The organism is Nocardia brasiliensis IFM 10847, from assembly GCF_000710915.1.
Taxonomy (GTDB): domain Bacteria; phylum Actinomycetota; class Actinomycetes; order Mycobacteriales; family Mycobacteriaceae; genus Nocardia; species Nocardia brasiliensis_A.
This window is the reverse complement of the sequence record NZ_BAUA01000024.1, coordinates 79567-93584: the sequence shown is the minus strand read 5'-3', so window position 1 is coordinate 93584 and position 14018 is coordinate 79567. Positions and strand designations below refer to the sequence as shown.

Genomic DNA, 14018 nt, shown 5'->3' with positions numbered 1-14018 from the left:
AGCCCAATCCTATATTGACTCGCACACTGTTCCAGTTCATCGTACGCTGTGCGAGTGGAATCGAACGTTGTACGAGATCCTCGCCGTTGGTGGATTCTGGGGGTCCTCTGTCTGTCCTTGCTGGTGCTGATGCTCGACGGCACCGTGCTCAATCTCGCTATCCCGTCCCTGATCCGGGAACTGAACGCCACGCCCTCGGACATCCAGTGGATCCTGGACGCCTACGTCCTGGTCTTCGCCGGACTACTGCTCACCGCGGGCAGCCTGTCCGACCGGTTCGGCCGGCGCCGGATGCTGATCCTCGGCTTGGCCGTGTTCGGCGTGGCGTCGCTGGCCGCCGTGCTCGCGACCGAACCGTGGCAGGTGGTCGGCGCGCGCGTGGCGATGGGCGTCGGCGGCTCGCTGCTGATGCCGTCCACGCTGTCCATCCTGATGACCACCTTCGCCGAGGACGAACGCCGTAAGGCGATGGCGGCCTGGTCGACGGTGTCGATGGTCGGCATCGTGGCCGGACCCACCCTGGGCGGCTTTCTACTGCAGCACTATTGGTGGGGCTCGGTGTTCCTGCTCAACATCCCGGTCGCGATCCTCGCGATCGTCGCCGCGGTGGTGTTGATGCCCGAAACCACCGGTGAGCAGCGGCCGGTCGACCTCGTCGGCGTGCTGCTGTCCATCGTCGCACTCGTCTCGACCGTCTACGTGATCATCGAGCGCGAGTGGAACATCGGGATGATCGCGCTCGCCGCGCTCGCCGCGATCGGATTCGTGGTGTGGGAGAGCCGATCCGAACATCCGATGCTGCCGCTGGCGGTGTTTCGCAACCGCGACTTCACCGGCACCTGCCTGACCCTGCTGCTGATGGTGTTCGGGATGGGCGCGGTCATGCTGATGCTCACCCAGTACCTGCAGTTCGTGCTCGGGTACGGACCGATGAAAGCGGGTCTGGCCCTCCTGCCCTACGCGGTGGCGGCCGCCGTGTGCAACGGACTCGGTGCCACCCTGGGCAAGACGCTCAGCAACAAGACGCTGATCGTCTCCGGTCTGCTGGTGATGAGCGGTGCCTTCGCGATCCTGGCGGTCGGCGAGGGCTACCTGTGGGTGCTGGTCAGCATGCTGGTCATGGGCATCGGCGGCGGCCTGGCCGGACCCGCTGCGTACGCGGCGATCATGAGCGCCATCCCGCTCGAACACGCGGGCGTCGGCTCGGCGATGAACGACACGCTGCAGCAGGTCGGCATGGCGATCAGCATCGCAATGCTGGGTAGCGTGCTGGCGGGCGTGTTCACCGAGCACATGCCCGCGGACGCACCCGAGGCCGCGCGCGAATCCATCGGCGCCGCTTTCCAACTCGGCTTCGCCGAACCCGCCAAGGAGGCGTTCACCGCGGCGATGTCCACCGGTTCCTGGATCAGCGCGGGCTTCAGCCTCGCGGCCGCGCTGCTCGGCCTGGCGCTGCTGCGCGCGCCGCGGAAACCGGCCGAACAGCCGCAAACGGATCCGGTCGACGTCGTTTAGCCACCCGCCCGGACCCACCTCGAAGGTGGGTCCGGGCGCGAGGGTCTCACCAGTCGTACTGCCACCAGTCCCAGGTCCACCCGTCGTCCGGCCAGTCGTCACCGGGCGATTCGGGCTCCGGCCACTCGCTGTCCGGCCACTCGTCCTCGGTCGGGTTCTCCTCGCCGTCGGTGCCGGTCCCCGGGGGAGGGCGATGCGGCGCGGGCTCGGCGCAGTCGGGGGCGACCGGGCCGTTGCTGCCGGTGTAGAGGAAGCCGTCGCTGATCCACTTGCCGGTGTCGAGCTTGTTCCACAGGTCGGTGGGGCCCCACTTGCCGTCGAGCCGGTCACCGCGAGCGGTGCAGACGATCGTCACGGAATCGCCGTCGCGGACCGTGCCGACGATCGCGTTGCGAGTGCCAGGGCCGGAGCGCAGGTTGACCTTTCGGTTCCGGTCCGGATAAGGGCGCACGATGCCGTTGGCCAGCGTGGGATCGGGTTCGGGCGTCGGGGGTGTTGTCGGCGGCTTGGGGGTCGGCGGTGCCGGTGTCGGCGGCTTCGGAGTGATCGGTGGTTTCGATGTCGGCGGCGGTGTGGGGGTCGCGGTCGGCGGCGCAGGATTCGAATCGTCGCCGCCGCCATAGTTCATCAACCGGCCACCGGCCCGGACCTGCTTGCCCGCGCGCTCGGCGAAACCGCCGTAGGCTTCCGGACCTTCGCGGAAAGTCCAGCCGCCCATGGTCGTACCGTTCAAGCTGATCGGCTCGTTGCCTCGGTAGAGCGACATGTGCACGTGCGGACCGCTGGCGAAACCGCCGCACGGCAGCTGGGTTCCGATATGTCCCAGATACGTTCCCGCCGCGATCTCGGATCCATTCGCGGCGTCGATCACATTGGTCATGTGGTAATAGGTGGTGCTGAGTCCGTTGTTGTGCACAATTTTCACCTCGGCACTGCCGTTACGGACGCACGTCTTGTAGACCCGGCCGGACGCGGGAGCCACCACTCGGCCGTCGCCGCCGTTGAAATCCAAAGAATTGTAAGGGCGACTCGAACCGGAGACGCCGTGCGGACCGCCGCCCATGTACCACGCTTGCCCCTGCGGCCACGGCAGAGAAAGCGCCGTGTTCGCCGAACGCGGTTGCGGCGCGGTCAATGCCGCCTTCTCACCGTGGCTCACCACCGATTCCGGTGCCGCGCTCACCAGGTGGCCGAACTCCGGCGTCCCTTCCAGCGCCACCGTCCAATCGTCGTCATCGTCGAGTTTCGCGACATATAACGTCGATTTCGGTGCGTCCTCGCTGTCGCCGTCCTGCGGGACGGTCGCCGCACCGAATACCCATTCACCGTCACTGCGCATGCGATCGATGACCGGATCCTTCTCGGTGGCTTCCGGAATCTGTTCGCGCACAAGGGTGTCGCTGATCGCGTCGTCCAAGCCGTCGGGGGTGGGTTCGGCGCCGACCGGTCCGGCGGCCACCGCCAAGGCGATGATGGTGATGCTGACCAATATTGTGATTGCACTCGAAATTATCCAGCCGCTGGATCGGCGTGGATCGGTCGATCTCAAGATAAGACAACTTCCTACGTCGGTCGGTGATTTTCGGGCGCAATAATGTTGCGCGAGTTCTCATTTCCCGAGAGCGAGCGTAGGGCGGCGGACCGCATAAGCCCAGCAAAGCCGGTGCTTCTATAGGAAGGATTAAGCCTGTCTAATCACGATTGAATCACGTTCAGCGAATGCCGGACCTGGACCGTTGCCGAGATCAGGCGCGGGGGTGCGCCTGATCGTGCACCTTCTTGAGGCGTTCGATCGAGACGTGCGTGTAGAGCTGTGTGGTGGCCATGCTGGCGTGGCCGAGAAGTTCCTGGACCACGCGCAGATCGGCACCGCCCTCCAGCAGGTGGGTGGCGGCCGTGTGCCGCAGACCGTGCGGACCCATGTCCGGCGCGCCGGGGATGGACGAAACCACCTCGTGCACAACGGTTCTGGCTTGTCGCTGATCTAGGCGCTTACCGCGGCGGCCGAGCAGCAGCGCACGGCCGGACTCCGTCGTCGCGAACGCGGGGCGACCGTGCCGGAGCCAGGCGCCGATCGCCTCGTCCGCCGGAACACCGAACGGCACGGACCGTTCCTTGTTGCCTTTACCGAGCACGCGCACCACGCGGCGTTCCCGATCGACATCCTCGATGTCCAGGCCGCACAGCTCGCTCACTCGAATCCCGGTGGAGTACAAGAGTTCTACGATCAACCGGTCGCGTAGCGCCATCGGCTCGTGCTGGGCGGCACCTGATTCCGCCGCGTCCATGGCGCCCACCGCCTGCTGACGGCCGAGCACCGCGGGCAGCACTCGGTGCGCCTTGGGTGAGCCGAGGCGCAGGCCCGGGTCGACGGTCAGGCGGCCGGTCTGGGTGAGCCATGCGGTGAACGTCCGTGCCGACGAGGCGCGCCGCGCCATCGTCGTCCGAGCCACACCCGCCGCGGACTGCTGCGCGAGCCAGGAGCGCAGGAGCAGCAGATCCAGTTCTCGCACCGCGGAATCCGCGGACCGGGCGTACAGGTGGCCCAGCAGTGCGCGCGCGTCACCGAGGTAGGCGCGCACCGTATGCGCCGAGCGATTCCGCCCGAGACGCAGATGCCTGCCGTACTCCGTCAGCAGTGCTTCCAGGTCTTCGGGTAGTTCGTCCATCACACCACCGTCCCCACCGTCCCCCCGATTGGCAAGCCACCGCGCCGGTTCGGGTGGCGGCGCTGCGCGGCGGCCGTCACAGGTCTTCCGGCAGGATGCGGAAGGCCTCGGCGCCCGTCAGCGGGCGGATCGCCCGGAAGTCCCGCTGGTCGAGGGTCAGGATCACGTCGGTCTCGAATTCGGCGGCCAGCACAACGTTCACCGCGTCGGCGAGATCGAGCCGCAGGTCGGCGTATATGTTTTGCACCGCGCGCGCCTTACGCAGGTAGTCACTGAGCAAGGCGGGCACGGCAACCCGGCCCGCCGGCTCGTGTTCGAGCAGCCAGTCGTTGATCACACCCGCCGTCGACCAGTCGAAGTCTCGTTTCGCGAGGTGCTCCAGCTCGAGAAAGACCAGCGGGCAGACCACCGTCAGCGCAGCGGCGGCCAACGCGGACCGCGCCCGGTCGTGCTCGGGTGCGCTGACATCGAAGGCGGCGAAGAGCCCCGAGGTGTCCGCGACGACGATCACGTATTCCGCCGGATGATCTCCTCGTGCACTATTTGTTTGAGTTCGTCGTGCGTCCGTGCGCGGCCGGAACGGAACGTCGGGATGTCCCAGTCCTTGCTCCACCGCTTCGTACGCAGTGCGGCGATGTGGAACGCCTCGCGGAAAATCTCCGATTCCGGGCGGCCCTCCCGCGCGGCAGCGGCTTTGATCAGGGCCAAGTCCTCCTCGTCGACCATGACCGTCGTCTTTTTCAGCATGGTGGTTATGGTACCAGTGCCATACATTGTGACCTGCCTCTTTTATCGGGGTTGTGTGCATGTGGTCAGGCTTTCTCGGTAGTTGGGCGATCGGCCGGCGTGCGGAACCAACCGCCCGCGCCGGTGCCGACCGATCCGGCGAGTTCCAGGGCCGGCAGTGCGGCCCGCACCGCCGCCAGCGACAGGCCCGATGCCTCGGCGAGCTCACGCGGTGTCCGGGAACCGCTCTGCGGTAGTGCGGCGAAGACGACGGCCTCGTCGCCGGACAGGGTTTCGGCGGTCGGGTTCGCTGCGCCGGGTAGCGGCAGGCGGAGCGGACCAGCCTCCTCGATCGCCTCCTCGGCACAGGTGACCAGTCTCGCTTCGCCGTCACGAATCATGCGGTGACAGCCCACGGAGGCGGCCGAGGTGACGGGGCCCGGCAGCGCCAACGCCGGACGGCCCAGGCGCCGAGCCCATTTCGCCGTGTTGCGGGCACCGCTGCGCGCGCCCGCCTCCACTACGAGGACACCGTCCGCCAAGGCGGCGATCAAGCGGTTCCTGGCCAGGAACTGATGTTTGTGTGCCGTGGTTCCCGGTGCGTATTCACTGACCACCGCACCGGTTTCGGCGATCTCCGCCAGCAGACGATCGTGCTGTGCGGGGTACGGACGGTCTATGCCGCAGGCGAGGATCGCGATGGTGCCGCCGCCTGCCGCCAGGGCCGCACGATGGGCCGTCCCGTCGATGCCGAAGGCCGCACCGGACACGATCGTCCATCCCTGCGCCGCGAGCTCCCCCGCGATCTCCGCGGTGGCGTGGTTGCCGTACCCGGTACTGCATCGAGCGCCCACTACCGCGAGCGCACGCTCGCTCGCCTGCCGCAACGAGCGGGGGCCACGCACCCACAGCACGAGCGGCACCGCGCTGTCCCGATCCCGTGCGGGATCGAGCTGCGCCAGGCCGAGCAGCCGCCAGGCTGGCCACTCCGGATCGTCGGGTGTCACGACCCGGCCGCCGATGCGCGTCATCCACTCCAGATCCCTTGCCGCCGAATCTGTTCCACGTCGCCGCTCGGTAGGCCCACGCAACGATTCCGGCAGCACGCATTCGCGTACCGCCCTCGCCGCCTCCACCACCCCCACCGACTCGATCAGTGCCGACAGCGCCGCGCAGGGCCCGCCGACCACCCGCGACAGGTACACCCACGCCAACCGTCGCTCGTGGTCCTCGGCCACCGACCCCGCAGGGCGCTCACTCGGCCCTGCTGCGCCGCTCACCGCACACCTCCCGGCGGAGAACTCAGCGCCTCACGACCCGTCGACCGTGCTGGACCGTGCCGTTCGGCGCGACCCCGCACGAGTCCGCAACCGTCGGCCTGTGCGCGGGCGCCGCCACACCGCAGCACGGGCGTGCACACCGCTCTTTCACCGCGTGGTGACCAAGCGGTGCCGCACCGCGTCCAGTAGCTCGGCTTCACGGCGCACCTCGCTGGCGGAAGTTCAGGGCGGCCAGCACATCTCGGTCGGTGGGCAGTGCCGCGGCGCGAAGGTCGGCGATGGTCCAGGCCACGCGGATGGCCCGGTCCGCGCCGCGGGCGGACATGCGACCCAGGCGCAGGGCGGTTTCAACAGGCGCGATCGCCTCGGGTGGTAGGCGGAAGCGTTGCCGCAGAATGTGACCCGGGACTTCGGCGTTCGTCAGCCAGCCGTATTCGCGCCAGCGATGTGCTGCCGCCTGACGGGCCGCTGCCACTCGCTCCCGCACCACCGCGCTGCTCTCGGACTGGTCCGTGCTGAACGCGGCCCCGGATTGGCCGCGCATCTGTACCCAGATGTCGATTCGGTCCATCAGCGGGCCCGAGAGCTTGCCGAGATAGCGGCGACGGGCCAGCGGCGCGCAGATGCAGTCGATATCGCGGGCGGGGGCGCACGGACAGGGGTTCGCCGCCAGCACCAGCTGGAAACGCGCCGGATAACGAGCGACGCCGTCACGACGCGCGATCCGAACTTCGCCCTCCTCCAACGGAGTTCGCATCGCCTCCAGCACCTTGGTACCGATCTCGGCGCACTCGTCGAGAAAGAGCACGCCGCGATGCGCCCGGCTCACCGCACCGGGACGCGCGGTGCCCGAGCCGCCGCCGATCATCGCGGTCACCGAGGTCGAATGATGCGGCGCGACGAACGGCGGCATGGTGATCAGCGGATGGTCGCCGGACAGCACGCCCGCCATCGAGTGGATGGCGGTCACCTCCAGCGACTCGGTTTCCGACAGCGGCGGTAACAAGCCCGGAAGACGCTGCGCAAGCATCGTTTTGCCGATGCCGGGCGGCCCGGTGAGCAACAGGTGGTGCCCGCCCGCGGCGGCCACCTCCAGCGCCCATCGCGCTTCGTCCTGCCCGACCACTTCGCTGAGATCGCCGCCCTGGTGCACCGGGGCGGGCAGGTCGCCGTCGGGTTCGGGCAGCGAAGCTTCGCCGCGCAGCCAGGCGATCACCGTGCGCAGGCTCGCCGCGCCGAAAACCGTTATGCCGTCGACGAGTCCGGCCTCCGCCAGCGCCGCTTCCGGCACCACGACCGCGGGCCAGCCGGCGTTACGCGCGGCGATCACCGCGGGCAGGATGCCGCGGACCCGGCGCACCCGGCCGTCCAGTGCGAGCTCCCCGAGCAGCACCGTCTTCGCCAGCGGCTCCGACGGCACCGCCCCGGCCGCGTCCAGCACCGAGACGGCCAAGGCCAGGTCGTAGACGCTGCCGATCTTCGGCAGCGTCGCGGGTGAGAGCGCCAGGATGACCCGGCCGTCCGGCCACTTCTCCCCCGAGTTCGCCACGGCGGAGCGCACCCGGTTGCGTGACTCCTGCAGCGCGGTGTCGGGCAGCCCGACCAGATGGACCGAGGGCAGGCCCTGCCCGATATCGGCCTCGATCTCGACGAGCAGTCCGTCGACACCGGTGACCGCGACCGAGTGGGCCCGGCCGAGCGCCATCAGAACACCGCCTCGAGATGGTCGATCACCGGTTTGTGGCCACGGGTCAGCAGCACCGAGACGACATCGAAGCGGATCCGCCGCCAGGGCCCTTCCTGTTCGGCCAGCCACAGCAGCGCGAGGCGCCGGATGCGTTGCCGTTTGGCGAAGGTGACCGATTCGGCGGGTACCCCGAAACCGAGCCCGGACCGGGTCTTCACCTCGACGAAGGCGGTGACCTCGGCGTCCTGGGCGATCAGGTCCAGTTCGCCGTAGCGGCAGCGCCAATTCCTGGCGACGATCTCCATGCCCGCCGTGCGCAGGAATTGCGCGGCCAGTTCTTCTCCGTGCGCACCGAGTGCCTGTTTGTCTGTCACCCGGTCAGCGTGCTCGGCGCCGCGCTGCGGGCCTGGACGCTGACCTGGGAAAATACAAAGGCTGTGGAGAGCGGTCGCCCTGTGCACAACTCGCCGTGCACAGGCCGCCGGTTACTCCGGCAGCCGCAGATCCGGCTTCTCGAGCTCTTCGATGTTCACGTCCTTGAAGGTGATCACGCGGACGTGCTTGACGAAGCGGGCGGGACGATACATGTCCCAGACCCAGGCATCGCTCATCCGCACCTCGAAATACACCTCACCGTCGGCGTTCTGCGGGCGCAACTCGACGGAGTTGGCCAGGTAGAAGCGGCGTTCGGTCTCCACCACGTACGAGAACTGACCGACGATGTCCTTGTACTCGCGATACAGCGAGAGTTCCATCTCGGTTTCGTACTTCTCGAGGTCCTCGGCACTCATCGGGTGGGACGTCCTCCTTCTCGCCGCGTTGCGTCAGTTGCTGACATCATCGCGCATGGGTCGCGCCGGTAGCCACTCGGCTATCCGGACGCATGGCTTCTGACTCATCGGACAGCATCGGGTCGACCTCGCCCGCGAGCACCGCGTCAGCGGCCTCGGCTACGGCGTCGACCGGCCGGAGACCGGCCATCTCCCGCACATTTCGCCATGAGCGCCGATGCTCGTCGCTGGGGCCGAGCCGGTGCAGGGCGGCGATATGGTCGGGCGTGTTGTAGCCCTTGTGCGACGCGAAACCGTAGCCGGGAAATTGCTCGTCCAGCTCGACCATCATCCGGTCCCTGGTCACCTTAGCCAGGATGCTGGCGGCGGCGATACAGGCCGCGGCGGCGTCACCGCCGATCACCGGCAGCGACGGCACCGGGATGCCGGGCACCCGGAAGCCGTCGGTGAGCACGTACCCCGGTCGCTCCCCGAGCCCGGCCACCGCGCGCCGCATGCCTTCGATATTGGCGACGTGGATGCCGATCGAGTCGATCTCCCAGGCCGGGATGACCACCACGTTCCAGGCCAGCGACAGGCGCAGGATCACCGGATACAGCTCTTCGCGGACGGACTCGGTGAGCTTCTTGGAGTCGTCCAACCCGGCCAGCTTGTCGTAGGCCTTCGGCGCCAGTAGACAGGCCGCCACCACCAGCGGCCCGGCGCACGGTCCGCGGCCGGCCTCGTCGACACCCGCGACGGGACCCAGTCCGCTCCGGATCAGCGCTGCTTCGAGCGTGCGCAGGCCACCGGCCTTGCGCATCACCACGCGCGGCGGCCACCCACTGCTGTGTACCACTCGGCTTTGCCCCACCGTCCAATTATGCTGCGGCCGCTGATGATCAGTTCGCTTGGGCGTTCTCAGAACGCACCGGACCGATCCGGTTCGGCGGCCAGATCTTGAACACGGCCTTGCCCCGGACGTTGTCCACCGGGACGGTGCCCTGCAGTTCGTCGCTGATGTGCGCGCGCGAATCGGCGGACTCGTTGCGGTTGTCGCCCATCACCCACAGGTGCCCCCTCGGGCACCTTGACCGGCTTGAATTCCCGGCCGCCGCCCGGACCGTACGGCTGGCCGGGGACGTACGGGAAGATGTAGCGCGCATACGGCTCGTCGAGCGGCTTGCCGTCCACCTTGACCCGGCCCTGCGCGTCACAGCATTCGACAGTTTGACCGCCGACCGCGATGACCCGCTTCACCAGATCGTTCTCGTCCGGCGGCACCAGGCCGAAGAACGAGAAGAAGTTCTGCACCCCGCGCACCGCGGCGTTGTCCGAGCGGATCGACTGGTAGTGCGTGTTCCACGAGGGCGGGCCGACGAAGACGACCACGTCACCCGGCTGCGGATCGCCCCAGTAGTAGCTCAACTTCTGCACGTAGATACGGTCGCCCGTGCACCCGGCGCAGCCGTGCAGCGTGGTCTCCATCGACTGCGACGGGATCACGTACGGCCGCCCGACGAAAGTCACCATCAGCGCGGCGATCACCGCGGCGATCACGATGAGGATGGGCAGCTCCTGCCAGAACGGCCGCTGCTTCTTCTCCCGCCGCCGCTTCCCGCGACGCCGCGATACCCCTTCGTCGCCCGAATCGGACACCGACACCGACCCACTTTCGTCTGCCACGCCGAACAGATTAGCCCGGCATCCTGTGACGCGTCCGACGCCGGGCTACGACGTCCCGTCAGTTGTCTGAGGATTCTGCGCACGCACGGGACCGATCCGGCTCGGCGGCCAGATCTTGAACACCGCCTTGCCCCGGACATTGTCCACCGGGACGGTGCCGTGCAACTCGTCTCGGGTGTGCGCGCGGGAGTCCCGTGAGTTGTCGCGGTTGTCGCCCATCACCCATAGATTTCCCTCGGGCACCGTGACCGGCGCGAACTCCCGACCGCCGCCGGCGGCGTACGGCCGACCTGGCACATAGGGGAAGAGGTAGCGCGCATACGGCTCGTCGAGCGGCTTGCCGTCCACCTCGACCCGGCCCTGCGCGTCACAGCATTCGACAGTTTGACCGCCGACCGCGATGACCCGCTTCACCACATCGTTCTCGTCGGGCGGCACCAGGCCGAAGAACGAGAAGAAGTTCTGCACAGTACGCAGGACCGAATTGTCCGAGCGGTGCGAGACGTAGGTATCGTTCCAGGATTCCGGACCGACGAAGACGACTACATCCCCAGGTCTCGGCTCACCCCAGTAGTAGCCCAGCTTCTGCACGTAGATTCGATCGCCGGTGCAGCCCGCACAACCGTGCAGGGTCGGCTCCATGGATTCGGACGGGATCATGTACGGCCGACCCACAAAGTTGACCATCAGCGCGGCGATCACCGCCGCGATCACGATCAAGACCGGCAGCTCCTGCCAGAACGGTCGCTGTTTGCGCTTACCCCGTCGCTCGGCGCGACGTACCCCCTCGTCAGCCGATGCTGACGCTCCCTCGTCGGTCACATCGAAAACAGTAGCCCGGCACCGGAACTGGGGTCCGGGGCCGGGCTAGGAAAAAAGCTTGGTGCTGAACGGTCAGGTCAGCGCTTTTCCTTGATCTTGGCGGCCTTGCCGCGCAGATCACGCAGGTAGTAGAGCTTGGCACGGCGGACGTCACCGCGGGTGACGACCTCGATGTGGTCGATGTTGGGGGTGTGCACCGGGAAGGTGCGCTCCACGCCGACACCGAACGACACCTTGCGGACCGTGAAGGTCTCGCGGATGCCACCGCCCTGGCGTCGGATGACGACGCCCTTGAAGACCTGGATGCGCTCCTTCGAGCCTTCGATGACCTTCACGTGCACATTGAGGGTGTCGCCCGGCCGGAAGTCGGGGACGTCGCTGCGCAGCGACTTCTCGTCGACGAAGTCAAGGGTGTTCATTTCCATCCTTCTGGGTTCGCGCGAACAGAGGACCCTGGCGGCACGGGACGTGCTCGACCGGTTCATGCTCCGATTAAGGGGGTGCGCCGGGCCGATACGCACCCAGGGCAACCTGAGCATTGTGCCAGATCGGCAGGTCGCGAGAAAAATCGCCCCCCGCTCACCGGCTCAGGTTCCGCACCGCACGGTGCAACACTGCGGCCAATCTCTCGTTTTCGCCCGCCTGAAAACCGAACGCGGCACGTCTACGGGTGTAGCCGTAGCTCAGGCCGGTGTGCGGGTCGGCGAAGCCGTCCGAGCCTGCCGCGCCGGTGTGACCGAACGCCTGCGCGCCGAGAAAAGGATAGATCAGACCTTTCGCCTCGAAACCGACCGAGTAGGGGGTGTGATCGCCGCGGACGAGATCCCGGCCGTCCGTCTGAATGGTGGTGAACTGCCGCAGGGTGATCCCCGCCTTGCCCGCGCTCGGCGAACTCCGGCCAGTAGGCGGCGACCGGCTGATCCAGTTTCAACCTGCCCTCCTGCACCGGCAACGGGACCACCACCGTCGCCGCGCCTTTGGTAGCGGAGAGGAGACCCGTCAGCGTGTCTCCGGTCACCTGCGGCCCGGCCCACAGGTCGACCACCGGTGTGCCGTGCACGAAAGCGGCCGGCTGCGCGCCGGATTCGCCGTTATCCGCGGCGACGACCGCCGCGAATTCGGTGCGTACGCTTTCGAATCCCGGTGCGACAGTGCCCTGTACGTCGATGCTCATGCGGATCGCCCCAGGCGAGGCAACAGCGCCACGGGATTTCGTCGCCCCACGGGCGGACGCAGCCGCCAGGACACGAGGGTGAGCCCCGCGAAGACCAGCGGCCCGACCCACGCTTTCGGTTTGTCGCCGACCGCGAGATGCGAGGCCGCCGCGCCCACGAAGACGAAAGTCAGCCCGGCATAGGCCCATTCCTCGGCCCGCGGCGGCCCCGGCAGCACGATCGCGGCCGCCGCCGCCGTTTTCGCGGCACCGAGGATGCTCGCGAAATACATCGGATAGCCCAGATGCTCGAAAGCTGTACGGACGTGGGGGATTCGAGCGAGATCCCAGTAGGCGCCGACCACCGATTCGGTGAGCAGCAGACCTGAGGCGCCCAGATAAGCGAGGTCCTTCGCGCGGGTGTGCATGAGGAGTCCTTCCGTCGAGTTTGCTGCTCCTCTGACGGATGGCGGAACGAAAAGGTAACGAGCCTTGTCACACTCTGCCCGCGCGCACCGTCATAAGTATGGGACGAGGCGGAGGAGAACACGTGGACGAACATCTGGCCGGCCGGTTCGAAGCGCACCGCGCGCATCTGACGGCGGTGGCCTACCGGATGCTCGGCTCGCTGACCGAGGCCGACGATGCGGTGCAGGAGGCGTGGCTGCGGCTGGCCCGCGTGAACCCGGCCACGATCGACAATCTGGGCGGCTGGCTGACCACTGCCGTGAGCCGGGTGTGCCTGGACATGCTGCGCTCGCGGCGGATGCGGCGCGAGGACTCGTTCGAGGAACAACTGCCGGACCCGGTGGTCCGCCTCGACGACAGTGCCGACCCGGAACAGCAAGCGGTGCTGGCGGATTCGGTCGGCCTGGCGTTGCTGGTGGTCCTCGACTCGTTGAATCCGGCAGAGCGGCTGGCGTTCGTGCTGCACGACATGTTCGCGCTGCCGTTCGATGAGATCGGGCCGATCCTGGGCAAGTCGTCGACGGCGGCCAAAACCATCGCCAGCCGAGCCCGGCGGCGCGTGCAGGCCGGCGCGCCGCGCCTCGACCCGGATCTGCCCCGCCAGCGCCGCGCGGTCGCGGCGTTCCTCTCCGCCGCGCGCGAGGGCAGCTTCGACGCGCTGCTCGCCCTGCTCGATCCCGAGGTGGTGCTGCGCGCGGACAGCGGCTCCGGCGGCCTCCAGATCATCCGCGGCGCGTCGGCGGTGGCCGGGCTGCTGGACACCTTCCACACCTTCGCCAACCGGTACGACGTCGCGCCCGCGATCGTCAACGGTGTCGCGGGCCTGCTGAGTACCGTCGACGGCGCACCGAAGTCGGTGCTCGCCTTCACCGTCGCCGACGATCGAATCACCGCCATCGACCTGATCGCCCACCCCGAACGCCTCGCCACCCTCCCTCTACCCACCACCCACTAGCCGAGGCCACGAAGCACCGGCCCCGCGCACCAACTCGTCGGCGAATACGCGCGCCGCGCAAAGCACGCACCCCGCGCACCAATTCGCGTCCCGCGCACCAATTCGTCGGCGAATACGCGCGCGGCACGCGAACATGTGCGCGGCAGAGAAGCCCCTGTGCCGCGGCGGGCAGTTTTGCCACGTCATGCGCACCGCTGCGAGCCAGGCGAACCTCTGCGCGCTAGACAAATCCGTACGCGCCGTACAGTCACGCGCCCAGGTGGTGCCAGCTCCGCGTATCAATTCGC

15 protein-coding genes and 1 pseudogene are annotated in these 14018 nt (G+C 67.9%); 2 read left to right on the top strand and 14 right to left on the bottom strand.

Annotation, left to right across the window (positions count from 1 at the left end; genetic code table 11):
* The first annotated feature begins 54 nt into the window (after nucleotides 1-54).
* The gene (locus NBRGI_RS05070; RefSeq protein ID WP_029893074.1) at nucleotides 55-1515 is read left to right on the top strand and encodes an MFS transporter; all 1461 of its coding nucleotides are present in this window, start codon (nucleotides 55-57) and stop codon (nucleotides 1513-1515) included.
* A gap of 46 nt (nucleotides 1516-1561) precedes the next feature.
* Here NBRGI_RS05070 and NBRGI_RS05065 read toward each other — a convergent pair whose 3' ends face one another.
* The 14 genes and pseudogenes from NBRGI_RS05065 to NBRGI_RS05005 all read right to left on the bottom strand — a co-directional run bounded on the left by NBRGI_RS05065 (nucleotide 1562) and on the right by NBRGI_RS05005 (nucleotide 12736).
* The gene (locus NBRGI_RS05065; protein WP_051727506.1) at nucleotides 1562-3004 is read right to left on the bottom strand and encodes a peptidoglycan DD-metalloendopeptidase family protein; all 1443 of its coding nucleotides are present in this window, start codon (nucleotides 3002-3004) and stop codon (nucleotides 1562-1564) included.
* A 256-nt stretch (nucleotides 3005-3260) separates the two neighbouring features.
* The gene (locus NBRGI_RS05060) at nucleotides 3261-4184 is read right to left on the bottom strand and encodes a tyrosine recombinase XerC (protein ID WP_029893072.1); all 924 of its coding nucleotides are present in this window, start codon (nucleotides 4182-4184) and stop codon (nucleotides 3261-3263) included.
* A gap of 76 nt (nucleotides 4185-4260) precedes the next feature.
* Nucleotides 4261-4695, bottom strand: a complete 435-nt coding sequence (locus NBRGI_RS05055; protein ID WP_029893071.1) for a PIN domain-containing protein — start codon at nucleotides 4693-4695, stop codon at nucleotides 4261-4263.
* Entirely contained in the window at nucleotides 4692-4931 is a 240-nt protein-coding gene (locus tag NBRGI_RS05050; RefSeq protein WP_029893070.1) for a ribbon-helix-helix protein, CopG family, read from the bottom strand. Before NBRGI_RS05050 ends, NBRGI_RS05055 begins: the two co-directional genes overlap by 4 nt.
* Nucleotides 4932-4996: 65 nt before the next feature.
* Nucleotides 4997-6148: a DNA-processing protein DprA gene (gene dprA, locus NBRGI_RS05045; RefSeq protein ID WP_036557504.1), complete on the bottom strand. Its 1152-nt coding sequence runs from the start codon at nucleotides 6146-6148 to the stop codon at nucleotides 4997-4999.
* A 238-nt stretch (nucleotides 6149-6386) separates the two neighbouring features.
* The gene (locus NBRGI_RS05040) at nucleotides 6387-7895 is read right to left on the bottom strand and encodes a YifB family Mg chelatase-like AAA ATPase (RefSeq protein WP_029893068.1); all 1509 of its coding nucleotides are present in this window, start codon (nucleotides 7893-7895) and stop codon (nucleotides 6387-6389) included.
* Nucleotides 7895-8251 (bottom strand): YraN family protein, encoded by a 357-nt coding sequence (locus NBRGI_RS05035; protein ID WP_029893067.1) that lies wholly within the window; start codon nucleotides 8249-8251, stop codon nucleotides 7895-7897. The genes NBRGI_RS05040 and NBRGI_RS05035 overlap by 1 nt, the downstream gene beginning before the upstream one ends.
* 111 nt (nucleotides 8252-8362) lie before the next feature.
* Nucleotides 8363-8668: a DUF2469 domain-containing protein gene (locus tag NBRGI_RS05030; RefSeq protein WP_011210678.1), complete on the bottom strand. Its 306-nt coding sequence runs from the start codon at nucleotides 8666-8668 to the stop codon at nucleotides 8363-8365.
* 46 nt (nucleotides 8669-8714) lie between these two features.
* The gene (locus NBRGI_RS43425; protein WP_036557528.1) at nucleotides 8715-9470 is read right to left on the bottom strand and encodes a ribonuclease HII; all 756 of its coding nucleotides are present in this window, start codon (nucleotides 9468-9470) and stop codon (nucleotides 8715-8717) included.
* 79 nt (nucleotides 9471-9549) lie between these two features.
* Nucleotides 9550-10306 (bottom strand): annotated as a pseudogene (lepB, locus tag NBRGI_RS43420) (signal peptidase I).
* 72 nt (nucleotides 10307-10378) lie between these two features.
* Nucleotides 10379-11155, bottom strand: a complete 777-nt coding sequence (gene lepB, locus NBRGI_RS05015) for a signal peptidase I (protein ID WP_029893065.1) — start codon at nucleotides 11153-11155, stop codon at nucleotides 10379-10381.
* 77 nt (nucleotides 11156-11232) lie between these two features.
* A complete protein-coding gene (gene rplS, locus NBRGI_RS05010; protein WP_029893064.1) occupies nucleotides 11233-11574 on the bottom strand; it encodes a 50S ribosomal protein L19 in 342 nt (113 codons plus the stop codon).
* A 245-nt stretch (nucleotides 11575-11819) separates the two neighbouring features.
* Nucleotides 11820-12329, bottom strand: a complete 510-nt coding sequence (locus NBRGI_RS46160; RefSeq protein WP_235210855.1) for a serine hydrolase domain-containing protein — start codon at nucleotides 12327-12329, stop codon at nucleotides 11820-11822.
* A complete protein-coding gene (locus tag NBRGI_RS05005) occupies nucleotides 12326-12736 on the bottom strand; it encodes a DoxX family protein (RefSeq protein WP_029893063.1) in 411 nt (136 codons plus the stop codon). Before NBRGI_RS05005 ends, NBRGI_RS46160 begins: the two co-directional genes overlap by 4 nt.
* Before the next feature lie 98 nt (nucleotides 12737-12834).
* Here NBRGI_RS05005 and NBRGI_RS05000 point away from each other — a divergent pair, with 98 nt between their 5' ends.
* Nucleotides 12835-13731, top strand: coding sequence for a sigma-70 family RNA polymerase sigma factor (locus NBRGI_RS05000; protein ID WP_029893062.1), 897 nt, complete (start codon nucleotides 12835-12837; stop codon nucleotides 13729-13731).
* Nucleotides 13732-14018: the final 287 nt, after the last annotated feature.